This is a genomic window from Actinomyces sp. (assembly GCF_030524025.1).
Taxonomy (GTDB): Bacteria; Actinomycetota; Actinomycetes; order Actinomycetales; family Actinomycetaceae; genus Actinomyces.
On sequence record NZ_JAUNHI010000011.1, the window covers coordinates 57,184 to 78,495 of the forward strand.

21 protein-coding genes and 2 pseudogenes are annotated in these 21,312 nt (G+C 71.4%); 9 read left to right on the forward strand and 14 right to left on the reverse strand.

What is annotated here, in order from left to right; all coding sequences use genetic code 11:
* Window positions 1–146 precede the first annotated feature (146 nt).
* The 7 genes and pseudogenes from Q4C85_RS06090 to gndA form a co-directional block, all read right to left on the reverse strand.
* On the reverse strand, window positions 147–662 hold the full coding sequence (locus Q4C85_RS06090; protein ID WP_303140644.1) for a MerR family transcriptional regulator: 516 nt from the start codon (window positions 660–662) through the stop codon (window positions 147–149).
* Window positions 663–1,044: 382 nt separating this feature from the next.
* On the reverse strand, window positions 1,045–1,524 hold the full coding sequence (locus tag Q4C85_RS06095; protein WP_303140609.1) for a bifunctional nuclease domain-containing protein: 480 nt from the start codon (window positions 1,522–1,524) through the stop codon (window positions 1,045–1,047).
* 68 nt (window positions 1,525–1,592) lie between these two features.
* Window positions 1,593–2,243, reverse strand: coding sequence for a MerR family transcriptional regulator (locus Q4C85_RS06100; protein WP_303140645.1), 651 nt, complete (start codon window positions 2,241–2,243; stop codon window positions 1,593–1,595).
* 95 nt (window positions 2,244–2,338) lie between these two features.
* On the reverse strand, window positions 2,339–2,788 hold the full coding sequence (locus tag Q4C85_RS06105; protein WP_303140610.1) for an FHA domain-containing protein: 450 nt from the start codon (window positions 2,786–2,788) through the stop codon (window positions 2,339–2,341).
* A gap of 65 nt (window positions 2,789–2,853) precedes the next feature.
* Entirely contained in the window at window positions 2,854–3,270 is a 417-nt protein-coding gene (locus Q4C85_RS06110) for a hypothetical protein (protein ID WP_303140648.1), read from the reverse strand.
* A gap of 80 nt (window positions 3,271–3,350) precedes the next feature.
* A pseudogene (locus Q4C85_RS06115) lies at window positions 3,351–3,881 on the reverse strand (M1 family aminopeptidase); the annotation flags it as partial.
* A gap of 444 nt (window positions 3,882–4,325) precedes the next feature.
* Window positions 4,326–5,792 (reverse strand): NADP-dependent phosphogluconate dehydrogenase, encoded by a 1,467-nt coding sequence (gene gndA / locus Q4C85_RS06120; protein WP_303140612.1) that lies wholly within the window; start codon window positions 5,790–5,792, stop codon window positions 4,326–4,328.
* A 203-nt stretch (window positions 5,793–5,995) separates the two neighbouring features.
* On the opposite strand from gndA, the gene zwf reads away from it, so the two are divergent.
* The 7 genes from zwf (at window position 5,996) to Q4C85_RS06155 (ending at window position 12,385) form a co-directional block, all read left to right on the forward strand.
* On the forward strand, window positions 5,996–7,576 hold the full coding sequence (zwf, locus tag Q4C85_RS06125) for a glucose-6-phosphate dehydrogenase (protein WP_303140614.1): 1,581 nt from the start codon (window positions 5,996–5,998) through the stop codon (window positions 7,574–7,576).
* Window positions 7,573–8,529 carry a glucose-6-phosphate dehydrogenase assembly protein OpcA gene (locus tag Q4C85_RS06130; RefSeq protein ID WP_303140616.1) on the forward strand — a complete coding sequence of 319 codons (957 nt, stop codon included), beginning with the start codon at window positions 7,573–7,575 and terminating at the stop codon, window positions 8,527–8,529. Before zwf ends, Q4C85_RS06130 begins: the two co-directional genes overlap by 4 nt.
* Window positions 8,526–9,335 (forward strand): 6-phosphogluconolactonase, encoded by an 810-nt coding sequence (gene pgl / locus Q4C85_RS06135; protein WP_303140618.1) that lies wholly within the window; start codon window positions 8,526–8,528, stop codon window positions 9,333–9,335. Before Q4C85_RS06130 ends, pgl begins: the two co-directional genes overlap by 4 nt.
* A gap of 77 nt (window positions 9,336–9,412) precedes the next feature.
* Window positions 9,413–10,336, forward strand: a complete 924-nt coding sequence (locus tag Q4C85_RS06140) for an aldo/keto reductase (RefSeq protein ID WP_303140620.1) — start codon at window positions 9,413–9,415, stop codon at window positions 10,334–10,336.
* Between the two features lie 23 nt (window positions 10,337–10,359).
* Complete coding sequence (locus Q4C85_RS06145) at window positions 10,360–11,319, forward strand: HNH endonuclease family protein (protein ID WP_303140622.1); 960 nt, start codon at window positions 10,360–10,362, stop codon at window positions 11,317–11,319.
* A 34-nt stretch (window positions 11,320–11,353) separates the two neighbouring features.
* Window positions 11,354–11,833 carry an RNA-binding S4 domain-containing protein gene (locus Q4C85_RS06150; protein WP_303140624.1) on the forward strand — a complete coding sequence of 160 codons (480 nt, stop codon included), beginning with the start codon at window positions 11,354–11,356 and terminating at the stop codon, window positions 11,831–11,833.
* Between the two features lie 126 nt (window positions 11,834–11,959).
* Complete coding sequence (locus tag Q4C85_RS06155; RefSeq protein ID WP_303140646.1) at window positions 11,960–12,385, forward strand: alpha/beta hydrolase fold domain-containing protein; 426 nt, start codon at window positions 11,960–11,962, stop codon at window positions 12,383–12,385.
* Window positions 12,386–12,400: 15 nt separating this feature from the next.
* Here Q4C85_RS06155 and Q4C85_RS06160 read toward each other — a convergent pair whose 3' ends face one another.
* From Q4C85_RS06160 to Q4C85_RS06175, 4 genes are all read right to left on the reverse strand, one after another.
* Window positions 12,401–13,249, reverse strand: coding sequence for an HAD family hydrolase (locus Q4C85_RS06160; protein ID WP_303140626.1), 849 nt, complete (start codon window positions 13,247–13,249; stop codon window positions 12,401–12,403).
* A 114-nt stretch (window positions 13,250–13,363) separates the two neighbouring features.
* Window positions 13,364–14,020, reverse strand: coding sequence for a hypothetical protein (locus Q4C85_RS06165; protein WP_303140628.1), 657 nt, complete (start codon window positions 14,018–14,020; stop codon window positions 13,364–13,366).
* Between the two features lie 88 nt (window positions 14,021–14,108).
* The gene (locus Q4C85_RS06170) at window positions 14,109–15,689 is read right to left on the reverse strand and encodes a glycosyltransferase (RefSeq protein ID WP_303140630.1); all 1,581 of its coding nucleotides are present in this window, start codon (window positions 15,687–15,689) and stop codon (window positions 14,109–14,111) included.
* A gap of 153 nt (window positions 15,690–15,842) precedes the next feature.
* Entirely contained in the window at window positions 15,843–17,054 is a 1,212-nt protein-coding gene (locus Q4C85_RS06175; protein ID WP_303140632.1) for a polysaccharide deacetylase family protein, read from the reverse strand.
* 522 nt (window positions 17,055–17,576) lie between these two features.
* Between Q4C85_RS06175 and Q4C85_RS06180 the strand changes: the two genes are divergently transcribed.
* Both Q4C85_RS06180 and Q4C85_RS06185 read left to right on the forward strand, forming a co-directional pair.
* The gene (locus Q4C85_RS06180; RefSeq protein WP_303140633.1) at window positions 17,577–17,750 is read left to right on the forward strand and encodes a hypothetical protein; all 174 of its coding nucleotides are present in this window, start codon (window positions 17,577–17,579) and stop codon (window positions 17,748–17,750) included.
* Window positions 17,743–18,489, forward strand: coding sequence for a DUF4241 domain-containing protein (locus Q4C85_RS06185; RefSeq protein ID WP_303140647.1), 747 nt, complete (start codon window positions 17,743–17,745; stop codon window positions 18,487–18,489). The genes Q4C85_RS06180 and Q4C85_RS06185 overlap by 8 nt, the downstream gene beginning before the upstream one ends.
* Window positions 18,490–18,538: 49 nt before the next feature.
* On the opposite strand, the pseudogene Q4C85_RS11765 reads toward Q4C85_RS06185, so the two are convergent.
* The 3 genes and pseudogenes from Q4C85_RS11765 to Q4C85_RS06195 all read right to left on the reverse strand — a co-directional run.
* Window positions 18,539–18,877: pseudogene (locus Q4C85_RS11765) on the reverse strand (transposase); the annotation flags it as partial.
* 10 nt (window positions 18,878–18,887) lie between these two features.
* On the reverse strand, window positions 18,888–19,064 hold the full coding sequence (locus tag Q4C85_RS06190) for a hypothetical protein (protein ID WP_303140634.1): 177 nt from the start codon (window positions 19,062–19,064) through the stop codon (window positions 18,888–18,890).
* A gap of 198 nt (window positions 19,065–19,262) precedes the next feature.
* Window positions 19,263–20,111 (reverse strand): NAD(P)H-binding protein, encoded by an 849-nt coding sequence (locus Q4C85_RS06195; RefSeq protein WP_303140636.1) that lies wholly within the window; start codon window positions 20,109–20,111, stop codon window positions 19,263–19,265.
* Between the last annotated feature and the right edge of the window lie 1,201 nt (window positions 20,112–21,312).

Consider the following 21,312-nt stretch of genomic DNA (forward strand, 5'->3'; position numbering starts at 1 on the left):
GGGCACCCGCGCCCCCGACGGCGTCGGCGTCCGCCCCGACGCCCACCGGGAGGCACCCCCCGGGGCGCCCCCCCGTCCCCGGGCTCCTGGGGCGCGCCGCGTCGGTTGTCAGTCGGCGTAAGCCGGGCCGGGCCGTGCCGCCGGTGTCAGATCGCCTGCCGCTTGGCGGCGCGGCGCTGGGCGAGCTCGTCCTCGACCGCCGGGGCCTGCGCGCGGTCGACCGGCAGCTCGGCGAGGTCGCCCTCGACCTCGTGCCACACCCTGCCCACGGCGATGCCGAAGACGCCCTGTCCGCCCTGGACCAGGTCGATGACCTCATCGGCGCTTGTGCACTCGTAGACCGAGGCGCCGTCGCTCATGAGGGTGATGGCGGTCAGGTCCTCGACCCCGCGCTCGTGCAGGGCGTTGACCGCGGTGCGGATCTGGTGGAGCGAGACTCCGGTGTCCAGGAGCCGCTTGACGATCTTGAGCAGAAGGATGTCGCGGAAGGAGTAGAGGCGCTGGGAGCCCGAGCCCTTGGCCCCCCTGATCGAGGGCTCGACCAGCCCGGTGCGGGCCCAGTAGTCGAGCTGGCGGTAGGTGATGCCCGCGGCGCGGCAGGCGATCGGGCCGCGGTAGCCGGTGTAGGCGTCGAGCTGGGCGAGGGGGTCCCCGAAGAGCATCCCCTGCGCGCGCTGGGGTGCGGTGGCGTGAAGGCTCGCTTCGATCGCGCTCACTGGCATGCTCCTGTCAAGCTCGGGGCGTGCGGGGAAGGTGCACGCGGCGCCGGTGGTTGACCGGCATGAGCCCACGATAGATCCAGCGGCGCCCGTGCTCAACGAAGGGCGCGCCGACAGCGGTGTCGGTGCCGTCTCAATGCCGGGTCGAGGTCTGCTCGGTCCCGTTGCGGGACGGAGCAAATGGCGGCATCGTGCTGGAAAGTGGGGTGCGAGCACAACCGCCATGTGACGGAGTGCACATCTGAATTCACATGGGTCCCACAGGCCCCGCGTGTCGCAGGCGCGGTGGTCGGCGGGACTCTTCTCGGTCCTGTGAAGCACCCTGTCAGGCGCCGCCGGCGTCGGCCGCGGTGGCCTGGACGAGCTCGGCGCGCCAGGCGGCCAGACGGTCGCACAGGTCCTCGCCGTCGAGGTCGACCTGCCTAAGACGCAGGACGGCGGCGGTGGCCATGATCGGCAGGGACAGGGTCTGGGCCAGGACGAGGCCGTCGGAGGGGGTGCAGGCCACCGTCGTGGGCGTCGACTCCGAGGCGTCCCTGCTGAGGATGACCGAGGCGCACAGGTGCGCGTCGGCGTCGACATCGAGCAGAACGCGTTCGGCCCGTCCTCCCAGCAGACCGCCCAGCTCGGCGACCATGCCCGGCCATGTCGGCCGCGGGGCGACGTCGGGGGCCGAGAGCGTGATGCCCTCGCGGGCGCTGACCGGCACGGCCAGCACCCCCGGTCCGTCAGTCTCGACCAGGAGCGCGACCAGACCGTTTCCCAGAGCCGTCGATCGAATGGCGGCCAGAGCCATGGTGCGCATGACGCCAATCTACGGGCGCTGCGCTCACGTGTCCTGGAAACGGGCCGCCCGGTGTGGCGCGGCGCTGCTCAGTCGGCTTCCTGGACGGAGCCGTGCAACAGGCGTGCGTGCAGCTCGGCGATGACCCCCGCGAGCTCGGAGGCGGCGTCCTCCCCCGCGGTGGCCGAGCGGCGTCGCTTGTGCTGGACGGCCAGCGCGATCGTGTCGGCCTCCCGCTGTGCCGCCGAGCGCACGACGCGCAGGTTGCGCACCGGAATGCCCAGGCGGTGGGCGCGCAGCGCCAGCTCGACCGTCCCCAGGGCGCGTGACTCGTAGCGCCCCTGGGAGTCGGGGGCGATGACCCCGATGACGACGAGCTCGTCGATCTCCTGGGCGGTGGCACCGGTGTGGTGGATGAGGTCCTCGACGGCGAGGGTCGAGCCGGGCATGCCGTGGCCGTCGGCGGCCACGACCCGGGCGACCGGCGCGGGCCGAGGGGCGTCAGCCGAGGCGTCGAGCGCGGCGAGGCGGTCGCGGATGACCGACAGGGGCAGGTACTCGTCGCGTTGTGCCGTCAGGGCGTAGCGCAGGCGCTCCATATCCGCCTTGGAGTAGCGCCGGTAGCCGTTGCCGACGCGGTGGGGCGAGATGAGCCCCTCCCCCTCGAGGTAGCGCACCTTGGAGATCGACAGAGCGGGGAACTCGGTCTTGAGCCGGTCGACCAGCTCGCTGATCTTCATGACCGGCTCGCGGGGCACGTCCCGGGGCCACGGGACGGGGGCGGGACGGTCCTCGGGCTCGGGCTCGGCGGCCGGCCGCTTGGCGGGGGCGGCGCTCACCGGGAGGCGGCCTGCAGCGGGCCCGGGTGGTAGGTCATCCGGTACTTGCCGATCTGAACCTCGTCGCCCGGACGCAGCGCCGCCTGCTCGACGCGCTCACGGTTGACGTAGGTGCCGTTGAGCGAGCCGGAGTCGCGCACCGCGAACCCGCCCTCGGGCAGGGCGGCGAAGATCGCGTGCTTGCGCGAGACCGTCACGTCGTCGAGGAAGATGTCGGCGCGGGGGTGGCGGCCGACCGTTGTCTCGGCGGAGTCAAGCAGGAAGCGGGCGCCGGTGGTCGGGCCCTGCTGGACGAGCAGGAGCGCGGTGCCCGCGGGCAGGGCGGCGATCGCGGCACGGTCCTGCTGCGACAGGCCCAGGAGGGGGGCCGCGGACTCCTGTTGGATATCGATGGCCCCGAAGGTCTGGGTCGACGTGGGATCCGGCTCGATCGGCGTGCTCGACATCTGTGCCCCTCAGGTATGGCGGTGCCCGTCGCACCGCAATGGGCTCACCATACCGTCGCCCCCCGTTACCCTCGCAACGCGTGGGCCCGCCGTGCGGCGGCGCGCACCTGGAGCACCCGCCTCAGGTCGTCGCGGGCCTTGAGGATGAGGCGGCGCAGCGCCGCCGGTGCGTCGGGGTGCTCGTTCAGCCACTCCTGGACCGCCTCGAGGTCGCGGGCGTCGCCCGAGGCCGGAAAGAGCCCCGCCACGAGCCGCGTGGCCGACTCCTGGGGCCGGGAGGCCCACAGCACCTCGAGTGCGGCGAGGTAGGTTGCTGTGCTCGCCGCGGTCAGCTCCCGGTGCCCGTCGACGGCGAATCCTGCCAGGAGGTCCTCCAGGCCGCCGCCGCCCAGCAGGCGCAGCCGGTCGGCCCACAGCGTGCAGGCGGCCGGGTCGAGCCCCGGGCACTGGCCGGCGGCACGGATCCACGCCCGGGCCCGCATGTGCGCAGCCAGACCCGGGCCCAGGGCTCCATGTCCCGGCCGGAGGCGGCCGACAGGGTGGTCAGGAAGTCGGTCAGGTCGGCGCTGCCGTGGGCATGCCGGGTGAACCAGCTCCTGACCGCCTCGAGGAACACCTCGTGGCCCAGGTGGGCCACGAGGTGCTTGAGGACAGCCGCGCCCTTGGCGTAGGTGATCCCGTCGAAGGCCTGCAGCGCGAATTGGACGTCGTCGACCTCGGCGACGATCGGGTGGGTGGTCGAGGGCCGGGAGTCCTCCCGGTAGGCTCAGGCCTTGCGCCTGGAGACGAAGGCCACCCAGGCCTCGGCGAAGGACTCCTTGAGCCAGGCGTCCTCCCACCAGCGGGGGGTGACGAGGTCGCCAAACCACATGTGGCACATCTCGTGCAGGATCGTCCCGGCGCGCTCGGCCCGCTGGGCGCGGGTGACCGGGCCGCGGAACAGGTAGGAGTGCTCGCTGAAGGTGACGCAGCCGGGGTTCTCCATGGCCCCCAAGTTGCACTCGGGGACCAGGACGCTGTCGTAGGAGCCCCACGGGTAGGGGAAGTCGTCGACCCAGTCGAACAGGTCGAGTCCTGCCGTCGTGACGGCCATCGGCTCGTCGTCGAGGTAGCGGGCCAGGCTGGCCCGGCAGGACCAGGACAGCTCGACGGCGGGGTCCTGGGGCCGCAGGGGCGAGGACCACGACGAGGTCACCCGGTGCCGCGGCCCGGCGGCCAGGGCGGTCAGATAGCTGGGCAGGGGCAGCCGCGCCCCGTCCCAGGCCGGGGCGACGGGCTCGCCGTCCAGGACCAGCTCGCGGACCTCCTCGCCGATGAAGTCCACCCACAGGCCCCTGACGCCGGGGACCCGGACCGTCAGGCTCAGGGTGGCGCTGACCTCGAAGCCGTCGGAGCCGGGTTGCTGGGCCTCGAGGAGGTCGACGACGACCTCGAGGGCCTCGAGCCGCAGCGCCCGGAGCGCCACGCGGCCTCGGCACGACCGATGTTGCCCCTGCCCCTGGGGCGGGCAGGGGCCTGGGATGCACCGGTCACCGGGTCAGTCCCACTTCTCCTCGGGGCGGCCCTCCTGGGCCCATAGGACGTGGTAGACGCCGGCCGGGTCATCGACGCGGTGGTAGGTGTGGGAGCCGAAGAAGTCGCGCTGGCCCTGGATGAGGGCGGCCGGCAGGCGCGGGGCGCGCAACTGGTCGACGTAGGCCAGGGAGGAGGCGAAGGCCGGGGCGGGCACACCGGTGAGCGCGGCGGTGGCCACGACCTCGCGCCAGGCCGGCAGGGCGGACTGGAGGGCGGAGGACAGTGCCGGGGCGGCCAGCAGGGTGACCAGGGAGGGGTCCTGGGCGTAGGCGGTCATGATGTCGTCGAGGAAGCGCGCGCGGATGATGCAGCCGTCGCGCCAGATCCTGGCCATCGCCCCCAGGTCGACGTCCCAGCCGTTGTCGGCCGAGGCCGTGGCGATCTCGTCGAAGCCCTGCGCGTAGGCGGCGATCTTCGAGCCGTAGAGGGCCTGGCGCACCGAGTCGATGAAGGCCTGCCGGTTCTCCACGGCCGCAGGGGTCGTGCCCGGTGCCAGGTCGACGGCGCGCACGGCGGCGCGCAGCGCCTCGGAGGAGGACACGGCGCGGGCGAAGGTGGCCTCGGCGATGGCCGGCACCGCCACACCCAGCTCGAGGGCGGTCTGGGTCGTCCAGGCCCCCGTGCCCTTCTGGCCCGCGGCGTCGAGCACGACGTCGACGAAGGGCGCGCCGGTGGCCGGGTCGACCCGGGCCAGCACCTCGGCGGTCACGTCGATGAGGTAGGACTCCAGCTCGCTGGTCCGCCAGGTCTCGAAGACCTCGGCGGTCTCGGCCACGCTCAGGCCGGCGACGTGGCGCAGCAGGGCGTAGGCCTCAGCGATCAGCTGCATGTCGGCGTACTCGATGCCGTTGTGGACCATCTTGACGAAGTGCCCGGCGCCGTCGGGGCCGACATGGGTGCAGCAGGGCTCGCCGTCGACGTGGGCGGAGATCGACTCGAGCATCGGCCCCAGGCGCTTGTAGGACTCGGCCGTCCCCCCGGGCATGATCGCCGGTCCCTCCAGCGCTCCCTCCTCGCCGCCGGACACGCCGGTGCCCACGAAGTGGATCCCCTGGTCCCTCAAGGAGGCCTCGCGCCGCTGGGTGTCCTTGTAGAAGGTGTTGCCGGCGTCCACGATGATGTCGCCGGGCTCGAGCAGCTCGCGCAGCTGGTTGATGGCGGCCTCCGTGCCGGCCCCCGCCTGGACCATGATGATGGCCACGCGCGGGCTCCTCAGGGAGGCCACGAAGTCCTCCAGGCGGGCCGCGGGGACGAAGTCGCCCTCGTCGTCGTAGCGCTCGATAAGCCGCTCGGTGCGTGCCAGGGTGCGGTTGAACACGGCCACCGAGTGCCCGTGGCGGGCCAGGTTGCGGGCGAGGTTGGCGCCCATGACCCCCAGTCCGTAGACGCCGATGTCAGCCGTTCCCGGGGCCGGGGCGAAGTCGCTCATGTGATGCCTTTCGTGTCCTGCGCGTGAGCGCCGGGCCCGCGGGCCCGGCAGCGTGCTGCTCGTGGATGGCCGGCGCGCCCGGGGGCGCCCCGGCTCGAGCCTACCCCGGCCGCCGCCGCGCGGCGCTGGGCTCGGCCGAGGGGGATCATCTACAGTGGGCGGGCAAGGCCCGCGACCGGGCGTTGTCGAGCAGGAAGGCTTCCGTGGACCTCTTCGACCCAGCACGCCACTCCTCGGCGGACACCCGCTCCCGGACCAACCCCCTCCTGGACCCGCGCGACCTGCGCCTGCCGCGCGTGGCTGAGCCCTGTGTCCTGGTCATGTTCGGCATCACCGGCGACCTGGCGCGGCACAAGCTGCTGCCCGCCATCTACGACCTGGCCAACCGGGGCCTGCTGTCCCCCAGCTTCTCCCTCGTGGGCGTCGGGCGCAGGCAGTGGACCGACGACGACATGCGCGACTACGTCGCCTCCCACGTCCGCCGTCGGGCCAGGACCCCGTGGCGTGAGGCGATCTGGGACCAGCTCGCCGCGGGCATGCGCTTCGTGGAGTTCGACTCCTTCACTGACGACGAGGCCTACGCCCGGCTGACCGAGGTCGTCGAGAGGCTGGACGCCGGCCGCGGGACGAGCGGCAACCGCGCCTTCTACCTGTCGATCCCGCCGGGGTGGTTCCCAGCGGTCACCGAGCGGATCGCCGCCTCGGGGCTCGTGGACGAGGCCGCCGGGTCCTGGCGGAGGGTGGTCATCGAGAAGCCCTTCGGCCACGACCGCGCCAGCGCCCGTGAGCTCGACGAGCTCGTGGGCAGGATCGTGCGGCCCGACGACGTGTTCCGCGTCGACCACTACCTGGGCAAGGAGACCGTCCAGAACATCCTGGCGCTGCGCTTCGCCAACACGATGTTCGAGCCCCTGTGGAACCAGCGCTATGTCGACCACGTCCAGATCACGATGGCCGAGGACATCGGCATCGGCACGAGGGCCGGCTACTACGACACGATCGGCTCGGCCCGCGACGTCATCCAGAACCACCTGCTTCAGCTGCTCGCGCTAACGGCCATGGAGGAGCCCACGAGCATGAGCGCCCCGGAGGTGCGGGCCGAGAAGGAGAAGGTGCTCGCCGCGGTGCGCCTGGAGCGCCACGGCCTGCTCGACCTCGACGCGACCACGGCGCGCGGACGCTACGCCTCCGGCTACCAGGGCGGGGTGCCGGTGCGCGCCTACCTCGATGAGGACGGTGTCGACCCGGACTCGCGCACCGAGACCTTCGCCGCGCTGCGCCTGGAGATCGCCAACCGGCGCTGGGCCGGGGTCCCCTTCTACCTGCGCGCCGGCAAGCGCCTGGCGCGCCGAGTCACCGAGGTCGCGGTCGTGTTCAAGCAGCCGCCCTTCCTGCCCTTCGGCCCCGCGGCCACCGCCGGCGTGGGATCCAACGCCGTCGTCCTGCGGATCCAGCCCGATGAGGGCATCACGATGCGGCTGGCCTCCAAGGTCCCGGGCACGCAGATGGAGCTGCGCGACGTGTCCATGGACTTCGGCTACGGGGCGACCTTCAACGAGGAGTCCCCCGAGGCCTACGAGCGCCTCATCCTCGACGCCCTGCTCGGGGACGCCCCCCTGTTCCCCCACCAGCGCGAGGTGGACCTGTCCTGGCGGATCCTCGACCCCGTCATCGAGCACTGGGCGGCCCACGGCCGGCCGGAGGACTACCGGCCCGGGTCCTGGGGCCCGGACTCCGCCCACGAGCTCCTCGCCCGCGACCACCGCACTTGGAGGCGCTCATGATCACGACCCTCGACGCGACGACCACCGACGGGATCGTCTCGGCCCTGCTGTCCCACGAGGGCGTGGCCGACGGATCGCGGGTGCTCACCCTGGTCGTCGACACCGACACCGCGGGCTTCGAGGAGGCCCTCGAGGCGGCCCACGGCGCCAGCCGCGACCACCCCTGCCGGATCGTGGCCCTCGTGCGGCCCGGTGACGGCGACCAGTGCGAGCCCGGCGGGCGCCTGGACGCCCAGATCCGCGTCGGGCACCACGCCGGGGCCGGGGAGACGATCGTGCTCCTGCCCCACGGGAGGGTGGCCGAGCACGTCGACGCCCTTGTCGTGCCCTTCCTGCTGCCCGACGTGCCGGTGGTCGCCTGGTGGCCCTGCGCTCCCCCGCAGCACCCCGCCTCCAGCCCGTTGGGACGCCTGGCCAGCACCCGGATCACCAACACCCCGGCCCTGCCCGACCCCTCGGCGGCCTTGGCCGCGCTGGCCCCCGTCTCGGTCCGCGGGGACATCGACCTGGCCTGGACCCGGATCACCCTGTGGCGCGCCATGGTGGCCTCGATCCTCGACCCGGTGCTGCGCGACGAGGGCATCAAGGACCTCGTCGTGGCCGGGGAGCCGTCCAACGCCTCGGTCTCACTCATGGTCAGCTGGCTGCGGCTGCGGCTCGGCGTCCCGGTCGAGCGCGTCGACGTGCCCGGGGCCCACGGCATCGACACGATCACCGCGCGCACCCCGGCCGGGGAGCTCGTCATCGCTCGCACGGACCACGAGCGGGTCTCGATCTGCCGGCCCGGCGCCCAGGAGCCGCAGGTCGTCATCATGGCCAGGCGCGAGCCGGTGTCGACGATGAACGAGGAGCTGCGCCGCCTGACCCCCGACCTTGTCTACGAAGAGGTCCTGGCCTCCTTCGCCGCGCAGTGCTCGGATAGCGCCGACAACGGCACGAAAGGACTGTCATGAGCCGGCCGGCAGCACACGAGGACTCCGCCCGCACAGCCATCGAGGCGGGCGCGGCAGCGCTCCAGGACCCCCGGGTCCTGGTCCACACGACGCTGCAGGATGCCGCCGAGCGCGCCGGGCAGGACACCGCCGTGGCGCTGGCCGCGGCCGTCGCCGAGCGGGGCAGTGCCCACCTCGTGCTGACCGGCGGCTCGGGCGGTCAGGCCCTGGCAGAGGTGCTGCCCGCCGCCTTGGAGCACGCGGGCCTGCGACCCGGTGCGGGCCTGGAGGAGATCCACCTGTGGTTCGGTGACGAGCGCTTCGTCGAGCGCGGTCACGCCGACCGCAACGACGCCCTGGCCCAGCCGCTCGTGGCGGCGGGGGTGCCCGAGGCGCGCCTCCACCGCGTCCCGGGGCCTGAGGAGGTCGCCGATGTCCAGGCCGCGGCGCAGGCGCTGCGTGCCGAGCTCGAGCGCCACGGCCCGGCCGACGGACGCTTCGACGTCATCCACCTGGGGCTGGGGCCCGACGCCCACGTGTGCTCGCTGTTCCCCGGCCACGACGCCGCCCTGGCCACCGGCACGACGGTGGCGGTGCGCCACTCCCCCAAGCCTCCGCCCGAACGGGTCTCACTGACCTTCGAGGTGATCCAGCGGGGCCGGGAGGTCATGGTCGTGGCGGCCAGTGCGGGCAAGGCGCAGGCGGCGGCCCTCGGCCTGGGCCGACCCGAGGTCCTCACCGCCCCGGCCTCCTGCGGGCGCGGGGAGCGCACCACCTGGTACCTCGATGCCCCGGCCGCCTCCGCCCTGTCCCCGGTCTCGAGCTGAGGGACCACCCGGGGCGGTTGTCCACAGCCCAACGCCCGCAGGCGGCGGCCGGCGGCGTCATGATCTAGGCTCCGTCCATGCGAATGATCCCCCTGGGCGGCTCGACGCTGAGCGCCCCCTCCGTCATCCTCGGCCTCATGCGCATTGCCGACATGGGCGACGCCGAGATCCGTACCCTGGTCGGTACCGCCCTCGACGCGGGCATCACCATGTTCGACCACGCAGACATCTACGGCCGCGACCACCTGTGCGAGGAGCGTTTCGGCTCGGCGCTGGGGTGGGGCGCCGGCGAGCGCGAGCAGGTCATTGTTCAGACCAAGTGCGGCATCCGTTTCGGGTGGTTCGACTTCTCCTGCGAACACATCCTGTCCTCGGTCGACCAGTCGCTGGCGGCTCTGCGCACCGACTACATCGATGTGCTTCTCCTGCACCGCCCCGACGCCCTGGTCGAGCCCGAGGAGGTCGCCAAGGCCTTCGACGCCCTGAGCGCCTCGGGCAAGGTCAGGCACTTCGGGGTCTCCAACCACACCCGCGGCCAGCTCGAGCTCCTGCACTCGGTGGTCGACCAGCCCCTGGTCGCCAACCAGCTCCAGCTGTCGGTGACCCATGCCGACATGATCGCCGAGGGCGTGGCCCTCAACATGCGCCATGACCAGTCGGTCGTGCGCACCGACGGGATCCTCGACTACTGCCGCCTGACCGGCACGACGGTCCAGGCGTGGTCTCCCTTCCAGAACGGCGACGGCACGGGTCCCTTCCTGGGCGACACGACGCGCTTCGGCGAGCTCAACGCGGTCATCGACCGCCTCGCGGCCGAGTACTCGGTGGCCCCCGAGGCGATCGCCACCGCCTGGATCACGAGGCACCCGGCGGACATCCAGGTGGTTCTGGGCACCACCCGGCCCGAGCGGGTCCGCGCGGCCGCCGCTGGGGCGGGGCTGAGGCTCGGCCGGGAGCAGTGGTACGAGGTCTTCCGCGCCGCCGGCTACATCGTCCCCTGACACCGCCGGCCCCGGGTTGCCCGATGCGGTCGCCGGCCGTCCTGGCGCTCGTCCTAGCGCTCCTGCCCTGGGGGGTTCCGGCCGCCGCCCAGGTGGAGTGGGACTCTCGGGGCGACCTCGTCCTGTCCAGCCAGGAGGCCCTCCTGGCCCTCGAGGCCTTGCCGGCCGACTCCCCCGCACCGGTGTCCTGGGGCGAGGGGGGCTCGCGCACCGGGTGGTTCGGCGAGTCGTGGGAGGACGTCGACGGCGATGGCTGCGACACCCGCAACGAGATCCTCGCCCGGGACCTGACCGACCCCGACTTCTCGCGCTCTCCCGGTACGCAGGGGCGCGGCGAGGGTGTGGGCCAGGGCGCTGCCGTCTGCCCGGACGCCACCGTGTGGTCCGGCACGCTGCACGACCCCTACACCGGCACGACCGTGGCCTTCCAACGCGGCCAGGACACCTCCGCGGCGGTCCAGGTCGACCACGTCATCCCCCTGAGCTACCTATACGCCCACGGGGCCTGGCAGTGGGACGCACGCACCCGCCTCCTGGCCGCCAACGACCCGCTCAACCTGCTGGCCGTCGACGGACAGGCCAACCAGTCGAAGTCCGGCTGCGGGCCGGCGACCTGTCCGATGGGGTCGACCGAGACCGGCACGTGGCAGACCGCGGCCGGCTCGGGATGGTGGCCCAAGGACTCCTACCGCTGCCAGTACGCGGACCGCTTCGTGTCGGTGGCCTCGGTCTACTCCCTGGGACTTCCCGAGGCCGACAGCCGGGCGCTGCGCGAGACCCTGACCGACTGCGCCGCCGGGGGCGACGGTGCGCCCTCGGTGCTGGAGCGCACCACGACGACGGTGCGGGGGCTGACCGACGAGCCCGGCCCCGCGCTCCTGGCAGCGGTGGGTCTGGCCCTCCTGGGCACCGGCGTCCTGCTCAAGGCGCGCCGGGCACTGCGCCGGACGGCACAGCGATCGCGCCGGGGACGAGGCCGATGACACCGCAGGGCGGGGCCGCCCTAGGATGGTGGGCATGACGCGACGACGGGCACGGTCCCAGCCGGCGACCGAGCACACCGAGGCCGGGCCCGTCTCGGCACGCGTGGACGTGTGGCTGTGGAGCGTGCGCCAGGTCGGCTCCCGCTCGGCGGCGACGGCCGCCTGCCGGGCGGGGCATGTGCGTGTCAACGGGGAGACGGCTAAGGCGGCCCAGCAGGTGAGCGTGGGCGACGAGATCCGTTACCGCGTCCGGGGCTTCGACCGCCGCCTCGTGGTCAGGCGCGTCCTGGTCAAGCGGGTGGGCGCACCGGTGGCGCGCACGGCCTACGAGGATGTCTCCGAGCCGTTGCCCTCCGCCCTGGACGCCCCGGCGCCGATCCTGCGCGCCCGTGGGTCGGGGCGCCCGACGAAGAAGGAGCGTCGCCAGCTCGACGCCCTGCGGGGCATAGGCGGGGCCGCGGTCGAGGACATCGAGGCCCTCCTCGACTCGCCCCCGGGGCCGGGGGCGTCGTGATGGGCGCCTTGGGACGGCGCCGGGTATCCCTCGGCGCCCTGGCGCTGGCGGGACTGAGCGCCGTCGGGGTGCTGGCCGCCCGCCCTGGCCCAGCGGGCTCGGGACGAGCGGGCAGAGGGCGGCGGCCTGGCCGCTGTCCGGCCGGCCTTCCAGCTGCTCATCGACCCGATGCTCGATGATCGCACGGGTGCGGGCGGGGTGGAGGTGCCCGGGCGCGGCAAGTACGTGTGGACGGCGCGCTCCAACGCCGAGGGCTGGTCGGCCTACCTGGGTCACCGAGCCGGTGAGTCCGAGGGGCGTCCGTTGGCCGTACCCGCCCGGTGCGAGGACCTGTCGGGGCTGCCCGATACGTGGATCGGGGTCGGTGAGCTCGACCTGTTCGTCGAGGAGGACCTGGACTACGCCGAGCGCCTGCGAGCCGGCGGGGCCCACGTGCAGGTGCGTCTCGAGCCCGGCATGTACCACGCGGCCGACCACTGCACGTGGTCGTCGGCCATGCGCGACTTCCGTGCCGAGGCCCTCGAGGCACTGGGGCGGGCGCTGCGCGGCTGAGCCGGCCGGGTTGGTTCAGGCCATGCGGTCGAGCAGCGCCTCGACGGTGCTCAGCACGCCGTGGTCGGTGTTGGCCGGGGCGGTGTAGCGGGCCCGCGCGAGGACCTGCGGGTGGGCGTTGCCCATGGCGAAGGACAGCGAGGAGTGCTCGTAGAGCTCGAGGTCGTTGAGGTAGTCGCCGAAGACCGCGGTCTGGTCGGGGGTGACGCCCAGGCGGCGCTGGAGGGCCTCCAGGGCCCGGCCCTTGGACGCCCGGGGCGACATCATGTCGGTCCAGTGGGCCCCGGAGACGACGGTCTGCACCTGCGGGACGGCGGCGGCCAGGGTGGGTGCGGCCTCGCGCTCGATGTCGCCGAAGGAGTAGACGGCGACCTTGAGCACCTCGTCCAGGGGCAGGGCGAGCAGGTCGTCGACTACCTCGAGCTCGGAGTAGTAGTGCACGCACTCGTTGACGAAGCGCCTGTCCCCGCGGTCGATGTAGGCCCGGTGCTTCGTGGCGACGACGGCACCGATGTCCTGGCCCGCGGCCGCCAGCTCGCGGGTGGTGGTCACGGCCGTGCGTACCTGCGCGGCGGCGATGGTGTCGGAGTGGATCTCCTCGTCGCCCTGGACGACGTAGGAGCCGTTCTCCGCGATGAAGGGGCTGTCCTGGGCCACGGGGCCGAGCACCGCCCGGATGTTGGCCAGCTGGCGGCCCGAGGCGGGCACGAGGACGACGCCGTGGGCGCCCATCCGCTCCATGGTGCGCTCCAGGCCCGGGGGCGCGTGGCCGCTGCCGTCCAGAAGCGTGCCGTCCATGTCGGTGACGACCAGGCGCAGGTCGACGTGCTCGGGCAGGGCGGGGGTCACGGGTGGGGCTGTCACGAGGGCCATTGTCCCAGGCGGTGGCGGACCCACTATGCCCGGCGGTCGAGAACCGGGGTGTTTCCGCCAGTGGCGGAGCCGATGGGGCCGGCCGGCGCCTCTGGTGCGTCGCGCTCAGCGGGTCGCCCAGCCGGGCCGGTCGAAGGCCTGGCCCGAGACGTGCAGGGCGTAGGCCTCCCCGTCGGCCGGGTAGAGGGGGCGCAGCTCGAAGGACTCCCCGGTGTCCAGGTCGATGGACCACCAGGTGGTGCCGCCGTTGCGGCTCGTGTAGTGGAGGGTCTGGGTTTGTGCGGCGTGCCACAGGGGCTCGCAGTCGCCGACGAGCTCGGGCACGGCGCCGAGGTGGGCGAAGGTGGCGGCGTCGTACAGGTGCCAGGCGCCGGTGCCGTCCTGGGCGAGGTAGCGGGTGTTGTCGGCGTTGAAGGCCTGCCGGCGGCTGTACTCGTGGCGCATCCGCCCGCCCTGTCCTTCGTCCGCGGAGGTCGCTCCGTACAGGCGCGTGCCGTAGACCGGCTCGAGCACCGCGGTGTCCAGTCCGGTGGCGCGTTGCGGCTCCAGGCCGTCGGGCACGGGGTCGGCCGACAGCGCCGTCAGGGCGAAGTCCGGGGCGTACAGGGAGTCGAAGGGATTGGCCACCGGGCTCGGTGCCATGCTCGGGGTGCCCCGGCCGCCCGGGCTCCCGCCGGCAGGCGAGCAGGCCGCCACGCCGCAGGCGGTCAGCAGGAGCGCGGTGGCCAGAGCGGTGCGGCGGCGCAGGACATGGCGGGTCATCGGCGCTCCTTGCTCGGTCAGGGGCAGGCCCGCGCCGCAGGGCGCCTGCTCGTCGGCGAGCGGTTGCCCGGCGCCTGTCCCGGCCCGCTCAGGCGACTGTGGCGGTCTGCGTGGGCTCCTCGCCCTCCGAGGAGGTCACCTCGATCCGCTGGCGGGTGTTCCAACCCATCTTGGCGCTGGTCAGCATTCCCCAGATGCGCAGCGGGCGCAGGATGACGGTCGTCCACAAGGTGGCCAGCGGTGAGAGCAGGAGGAGGCTGTAGCGCTCCAGGGCGGTGGTGTCCGAGCGCCACACGCGCACGTACCGCGAGTTCTGTGCCAGGCCGATGAGGATGGGCACGATGACGACCTCGATGGGGATGCCGTGGGCGGTGGTCAGCGGACGCAGGATGACGAGGTAGATGAACACCGCGCTGACGGTCCACAGCTGCATCCACCCGGTGACCTGGCGCCACCAGCCCCAGGAGCGCAGCGGCAGGAAGCGGATGCGCCACAGGCCCCGGATGAAGGAGCCGCGGAACCAGCGCACCTGCTGACGGTAGTGGTGGCTCCACCGGTCGGGCATCCAGGCGAAGGCGAAGGCGGTGGGCTGCTGGACTGTTCTGCCGTTGAGCAGCGCGAAGAGTGTGAGCAGTGAGTCGTCGGAGAACTCGACGTGGCGCCCCAGGTAGTTCTCGTTCATGTAGGTCTCGATGTTGTCGGCCAGGATCTGGTACCGGTAGGCGGCCAGTCCCCCGGAGTTGACCAGGACCGAGCCCAGGCGGGACATTGATGAGCGGTCGGTCAGCTGCTGGCCGACGAAGATCATGTCGGTGATCCGCGCCAGGAGGTTGACCTTCGAGTTGGTCGCCAGGATCACCCCGGCGACCGACATGATCGTGGGGTCCTTGAAGGGGTGGGAGATCTCCCTGATCGCCTCGTAGTCGAGCATCGAGTCGGAGTCGACGGTCACGAAGAGGTCGGCGTCGTGGATCTGCTGAAAGGCCTGCGCCTGGGCGTGGCGCTTGCCCCGGTTCCGCGTGCGCTGCCAGGTGCCGTAGATGCCCTCGCCGGCGATGAGGCGCATGAACCACTCCCTCTGCTCCCGGTAGTTGCCCTGGGTGGATCCGTCGTCGACGACGTGGATCTCGTCGGGCGGGGTGGACTGCTTGACCAGCGCGGTGAGCATCCGGTGGACCACCTCGGGATCCTCGTTGTACAGGGGGATGAGCACTGCGATGCGGTGGTGCTTGTGACCCCCGGGGATGCGGCCCTCGAAGCTGGCCAGGAGCAGCTGGGCGGCCACGATGACGAACACGATGTTGAAGGTCCAGATGAGCCAGGGGTCGAAGCTGGCCTGAGTGGTGATGATGACCCGCCAGTAGAGCCAGGCGGCCAGGGCGAGGCTGATGATGAGCAGGGCCGGTGAGAATCCGGAGGTGCTCGCCAGGGCGCGGGGCAGCCCGGACTCCTTGGCGAAAGCCGCGGCCTCCTCGTGGGTGGCCACGGGACGCCGGGTGGTGCGCCACCGACGCTGTCCCCCGGAGTGCATGCGCTGCTCGTCCTTGGGGTTCATCCCGCGCTTGAAGGTCAGTTTGACCACGAGGCAGGAGGTGACGATGAGCAGGCACACCAGGACGACGAACATTCCAAAGGACCAGTGCATTTCAGTGGCTTTCAGGGTGGGCACGGGATGGGCATGTCAACAGGGTGACGATGAGGTGGCGACGCGCGCCGCGAGTGGCCGCCCGCGGTTGGGCGCGTGTGGACAGTGAGCCGGGCCCAGTGGGGCCGCGTTGGCGCCGATGCCCCCGGTGCCGCCGACGGAGGCACCGGGGGTGTCTTAGACGCCGTGAACGATCTGGGCGACCTTCTTGACCGGCAGACCGGAGGCGGCCACCTGCCTCATGAACGCCTCGAAGGTGGCGGCGTCGACCGTCTCGGGGGCGCCGTCGGGAACCGCTTGAACGCGGTGGAAGACGATGTGCGTCCAGGAGTGGTGCTCCGCGCACAGTGCCAGGGCCCGGCTGACCTGGGCCTCGGTGGTGTAACGGCCCGTGTAGAACACGCGCAGCCGCATCGGGTCCCCCGGCACGACCGTCTCGTGGGCGACGTCGATGGTGCGCACCGAGGAGAAGTACTGCTGGGCGACTTGGAGGACCAGCTCGTTGTAACGCCCCATCGGCAGGGCGAAGTGGTGGGCCGAGTCGTGGTGGCCGTTGTCGATGAGGAAGCTCTTGATCCGCTCGAACTCGCCCCGCAGCCCGGCCTCGTCCAGGGTGGTCAGGTCGGTGGTGGCGTGGGCAGCGATCTCCCAGTTGTGGACGTCGCGCAGCTCCTTGAGCTGGTCGAGGGTCATGCGTCCGGGCAGGCCGATCTTGTCGGCGATGACGTAGGAGGTCCCGGTGGGGATGCCGTGGCGCTGCATGATGACGCGCGCGGTGGTGTAGTCGGTGTCGTAGCCGTCGTCGAAGGAGATGGACACCACGCCGCTGTCCTCCGCGGGCAGCAGCCCCAGGTAGCCCAGCCAGACCCGGGTTGGACCGGCACCCGACTTCGGGTTGACGCGCACGCGGACGCGGGTGACGCCGGTCAGCGCGGGCCGGCCGGTCACCGAACGGGTGCTGGCACGGTTGACGGTCACCCGGCTCCAGCCGCCCGTGCGCAGCGTCCGGGGGTCGGGGGTGACGTCGAGGCGGAGGTAGGAGGAGTCGTCCTGGCCCACCTCCAGCCAGATCCCGTCGATCTTCTGGTGGTCCTCGGCCCGGAGCATGAGGTCCCACTGGCACTGGGACATGTCGACGCCGCCGAGCGCCAGGTCGATCGCGGTGGGCTGGGCGGGGTCGCCCGTGGTGGTCAGCTCCAGGGACTGCGTGCCGCGTGCGAAGGTGGTGGTGGCGGCACGCATCGAGCCGCCGGTGCTCGACTTGACCCAGGCCCCGGCGTCCTGCATGTCGGAGATGACGGTGCGCCGGCGGTAGGGCGAGGATCCGTAGGCGGGAGCGAAGAGGATCTGGCTGGATGCGCCGGCCAGGGGTGTGGCGCCGTCGGTCATGGGTGTGTTCTCCTCAGGGTTGATCAGGGTGAAGGAAGAGACGAGGGACTGTGGTTGTGCTCCGGCCCCGGTCCAGGACGCCGGGCAGCTGAGGCTCGTATGCGCTCAGCGGGCACATACGAACCGATGACCTCCATCTCAGGCTACAGACACCGTGGCGCTGGGAACTATGCATCTTGTGCCCTGAGCCGTCTCAGAGAAGTTGTCGGTTCTCACAAGAAAGAGACCTATGATGCTGTGCCTGGCACGATGGACGCCTCGATCGCGGCGCGTTAGGGCGGACCTAAGATGCGGCCAGCGAGCGAGGCGGGTGGGTGTCAGGTCCTTTTCGTCACTCCTATCGCTCCTGTTGTCGGGGTGGTCGCTCGTGTCGTTGGAGGCGGCCCAGGGGCGCCCCCTCCAGTGTCCGGCGGGCCGACCGCGGCTGTCATGGGTGCGCGCTCCCCATCGGCCACCGGCTCATCCGGCCGATGGGTCGGGCTCCACCTGGCGCCGTCGGCGTCTGTGCCTAGCATCGTGCCCATGAGCGATCTTGAGTTCTACGCACTGACTTCCGGCCCGGTTCCCAGCCGCTTCGGCAACAAGTCCTCGGAGTACTTCGCCGCCGAGACGGCGGCGCTCAGCCTCACCGACCTGGGAGTGCTGCGGGTGCCCTCGGGACGGATCGAGGCCTGCGACCCCTTCGTCGCTGGGTGACGGGCGAGTCTACGCCGTCGAGCCCGGCGACTACCCCGTGCGGGTCACTATCGCCGACATCTCGAAGGCGCAGGACGGCTCGCACCGGCGTGAGGCCTACCTCTCGGTCGTCCTGGCCGACGGCGAGGCGGACTCCGTGGAGGAGGCTGAGACGATCGACGGTGGTGACAACGGTGTGGGGGTCGATGCGGGCGCCGTCGGATTCGTCGACCACGAGGCCGTCGACACCGCGATGCCGGCGGATGGCGCCGACTGGTACGACGGGCTCTTCGACTCCGGCGAGCCCGGCTCCTGGTTCGAGCTCATGGACAGCGCCGAGCACTACCGCGCCGGCGCGGCCAACATTGTCATGCCACTGGCCACGAACGGGGAGAATGTCGTGCTGTCGCACTCCGGCTGGGGCGACGGCTCCTACCCGGTCGTCCTGACCCGCGAGGAGCAGGCTGCGCTCGCGGCCCACCACGAGGCGCTGTGGGCGGGGTGCGCGACATCGACCCGCCCGAGGCCGAGCTCATTGAGGCGGCGGGTAGCTCCCTCGTGGATCCTGGCGAGGGCTTCGCTGAGCGGCACAGGGGGCGGTGGTCGGCAGGCCCGTCTACATCCACATCGACTGCGACGTGCTGGCGCCCGGCATCCTGCCGACCGATTACCTCGTCGACGGCAGCCTGAGCCTGGCCGAGCTGCGCCGGGTGGCCGAGGTGCTCGCCCGCTGCGAGGTGGTCGGCATCGAGATCGGTGATCTCGTCGACGTCGGCCCCCTGCCTGGGCTCACCATCCGCGTTGCAGGCGGGGGTCCAGGCGGTCTGGGGAATGGTGTCGTAGACCCGCGGCGTGTGGTCCGGCAGGGTGAATCCCACGCTGTAGGACACCCACCGGCGGGTGAGGAGCTCGATGGTCTCCTTCGTCCCTCCGGCCCCGTCAGCTCGCACCAGGCCCCGCTGCCCGGGCCGGGGACCCAGACCGACCGCCTCCAGCGCCCGGGAGATCACCTCAACGTGGTCGGCGGCAGTGTTCGACCCGGCGTTACCGGGACGCAGCATGATCACCGCGCACTCACCCCCACCATCGATTCCGCGGTCGATCCACGCGGTCAGGGGGTGGTAGCCGACTCCCTTCTTGAAGGTCGGGGCCGCGCCCTCATTTCTCGGAGTGGACCTCGACGACGGTGGCGTCGATGGCGATCACCAACGGGTGGGCCGCCGAGACACCGGCGGTAGGGGCGCCCGCTCCGGCCAGGGCCCACGCCCACTGCCCCACCGCCCAGGGGTCCCACCACGACGACACAGCCTTCGACAGCAAGGCGTCCAGGCCCACGACCCGAACAGCCTCGCCCCGGCCAGCCCTACCGCAGGCACATCCCCCGACTCCGCACCCACACACGGGTACAACCCGGCACCCTCCACCACGAAGGTGTCCTTCCCCCGGAACTCTCGGATCTCAACAACCCGCATCATTCCAGGCGAAACGACACCTTCACCCCACTTTCACCACCCCCACGATGAAAACTCGAGGCTAGAGCGCGGCGCGGATGCTCTCGGCGAGGGGGCGCAAGGGTCGTCCGACGAGGCGAGTGAGATCGCCGGAGTCGGTGTCCATCTCGCCCTTGGCAATGGATGCGTCGACAGCCGCGATGAAGCTCGCAGTGCCGACGTCAATGCCAGAGGATTGTAGGTGGGCAATGTGCTCGGCTGTCGTGAGGTTGCGGTGGGCGACAGGCTTACCGGAGACCTTGGCGACGGTGGCGGCGAGGTCGGCCAGGGTAAACGACTCACCGCCGAGTTCGTAGGTGTGGCCGGTGTGGCCGTCGGTGGTGAGCACGGTGGCCGCAGCGACAGCAAAGTCCGCCCTGGCGGCGCCAGCAACGCGGCCATCCCCGGTGGAGCCGACCACCTCGCCGGCGGCGAGATATTCCCCCAGTGCCCGCGTGTACACCTCGTGGTACCAGGCGTTGCGCAGGATCGTCGCAGGAAGCCCGCTCTCGGAGATGATGATCTCGGTTGCCGCGTGCTCAATGGCGAGGGGGTTGCTGGACGTGTCTGCGTGAGGGATAGACGTATATGCGAGGTGGCTGACTCCAGCTGCCTTCGCGGCATCGACGACGCTGCGGTGCGCATCGCGGGCGCCGGGGCCGGGGATGGAAACGAGCAGGACTCGATCGACGCCGTCGAGGGCTGCAGTCAGCGCTGGGACGTCGCCATAGCTGGCCTCCCGGACAATGGCACCACGCTCGGCGAGGTCCGAGATCTTCGCGCGGGTGCGGACAATCGCGACGATCTCGGCTGTGGGGAAGCTGCGGGTGATGAGGTCCTCGATGACGAGGCGGCCGAGGTTACCGGAGGCGCCGGTGATGGCGATGGTCATGGGGTTCCCTTCCGAGACGAAGCGGACCAGATGATCCGCTTGCGAGCGTAGCAAAACCGGACCCAAAACACCATGCCACGTTAGGAGAACGAGCGGCCGAGACGCCGACCCGCAGGGACACCGTCCGTAACCCCGCCCGGCTGCTCGATGCTGCCAGCGACCTCGTGCACGAGGGTGGCCTTACTGAGCCGTTCTCGCCAGGTGCTTGGGTGTCGGGTTCGTATCTTGGCTTGTCAGGACGTACCTTCACCGGGCCGCTGCCCGCCGGGTTCGTACCTTCCGTCTCCAGTCCGGAGGTTGATCGTGCGACCTGGAGGCACAAGGTACGAATGTGGCGTCCCGCGCATCGGTCCTCGACCGGCTTGGCCGACGCATCACAGTGATGATCCTGGTCAAGGCCACGCCGACTCCGTCGACGAAGTATGAGGAGACTGTGTGTGTTGCAGGCTGGGTACCGACCCCCGGTCCGCCGAGATGGGTGCGCCTCTGCCCCGCCCCCTTCCGCCACCTTGACACAGACCCGCAATTCCCCAAGTACGCCATCGTCTCCGTCGAGGTCGGTGCGCCGTCGAACGACCCTAGACCGGAGAGTCTGAAGGTCAGGTTGGACACGATCCGCTTGACCCGTACGCAGCCTCTCAGGAGCAGGGAGCTTCACGAAGCCATGGCAAGAATCCCTGTAACCACCGCCTGTGATCTACGCTCAGGCCTCGAAGATGAGACCAATGGCCCTTCACTCGGTCTCATTATTCCCCAAAAACGCGCCTGGAAATTGAGGCTCACAGGGGCTGAGGCCCCAAGCAGGTTGAGACGATACGCCGATGGCAGCAGCAGGACACGCTCCCGATGTCGCAGCTTGCACGCCGCACCGTGCCGCCCCTGGTACCTCCTCCTCTACAGGCCTGGTGCCGCTACAGCTGCCAGGAGCCGTCTTGCTCGGGGCGCCGTCAGGGAGTCCTGGACTGGGAGCTTGGCGCCCTTCAGCGCAACGCGCAGAGACGAAACGCTGATGTTGGCAATCGGTGCGCCTTGCGCAAAGCTCCAGGCGGCGTCGCTATCGGGCGTGTCGCACCGCTAGGCGATCTCCTTGACGACCATCCCCAGACCATGTTGGTGTTCTAGCGACGGCAAACGGCCACCACCTAGTAGTAGTGACCGTGATCCGGTCGGGCTGGCGGGATTTGAACCCACGACCCCTTGA

Bases quoted from the DNA above. Each gene is read 5' to 3' on its own strand.
- Q4C85_RS06090 (WP_303140644.1), bottom strand. From the start codon at position 662: ATGCTCTTCGGGGACCCCCTCGCCCAGCTCGACGCCTACACCGGCTAC.
- Q4C85_RS06095 (WP_303140609.1), bottom strand. From the start codon at position 1,524: ATGCGCACCATGGCTCTGGCCGCCATTCGATCGACGGCTCTGGGAAAC.
- Q4C85_RS06100 (WP_303140645.1), bottom strand. From the start codon at position 2,243: ATGAAGATCAGCGAGCTGGTCGACCGGCTCAAGACCGAGTTCCCCGCT.
- Q4C85_RS06105 (WP_303140610.1), bottom strand. From the start codon at position 2,788: ATGTCGAGCACGCCGATCGAGCCGGATCCCACGTCGACCCAGACCTTC.
- Q4C85_RS06110 (WP_303140648.1), bottom strand. From the start codon at position 3,270: ATGCGGGCCCGGGCGTGGATCCGTGCCGCCGGCCAGTGCCCGGGGCTC.
- gndA (WP_303140612.1), bottom strand. From the start codon at position 5,792: ATGAGCGACTTCGCCCCGGCCCCGGGAACGGCTGACATCGGCGTCTAC.
- Q4C85_RS06130 (WP_303140616.1), top strand. From the start codon at position 7,573: ATGATCACGACCCTCGACGCGACGACCACCGACGGGATCGTCTCGGCC.
- pgl (WP_303140618.1), top strand. From the start codon at position 8,526: ATGAGCCGGCCGGCAGCACACGAGGACTCCGCCCGCACAGCCATCGAG.
- Q4C85_RS06140 (WP_303140620.1), top strand. From the start codon at position 9,413: ATGCGAATGATCCCCCTGGGCGGCTCGACGCTGAGCGCCCCCTCCGTC.
- Q4C85_RS06145 (WP_303140622.1), top strand. From the start codon at position 10,360: ATGCGGTCGCCGGCCGTCCTGGCGCTCGTCCTAGCGCTCCTGCCCTGG.
- Q4C85_RS06150 (WP_303140624.1), top strand. From the start codon at position 11,354: ATGACGCGACGACGGGCACGGTCCCAGCCGGCGACCGAGCACACCGAG.
- Q4C85_RS06165 (WP_303140628.1), bottom strand. From the start codon at position 14,020: ATGACCCGCCATGTCCTGCGCCGCCGCACCGCTCTGGCCACCGCGCTC.
- Q4C85_RS06175 (WP_303140632.1), bottom strand. From the start codon at position 17,054: ATGACCGACGGCGCCACACCCCTGGCCGGCGCATCCAGCCAGATCCTC.
- Q4C85_RS06180 (WP_303140633.1), top strand. From the start codon at position 17,577: ATGAGCGATCTTGAGTTCTACGCACTGACTTCCGGCCCGGTTCCCAGC.
- Q4C85_RS06195 (WP_303140636.1), bottom strand. From the start codon at position 20,111: ATGACCATCGCCATCACCGGCGCCTCCGGTAACCTCGGCCGCCTCGTC.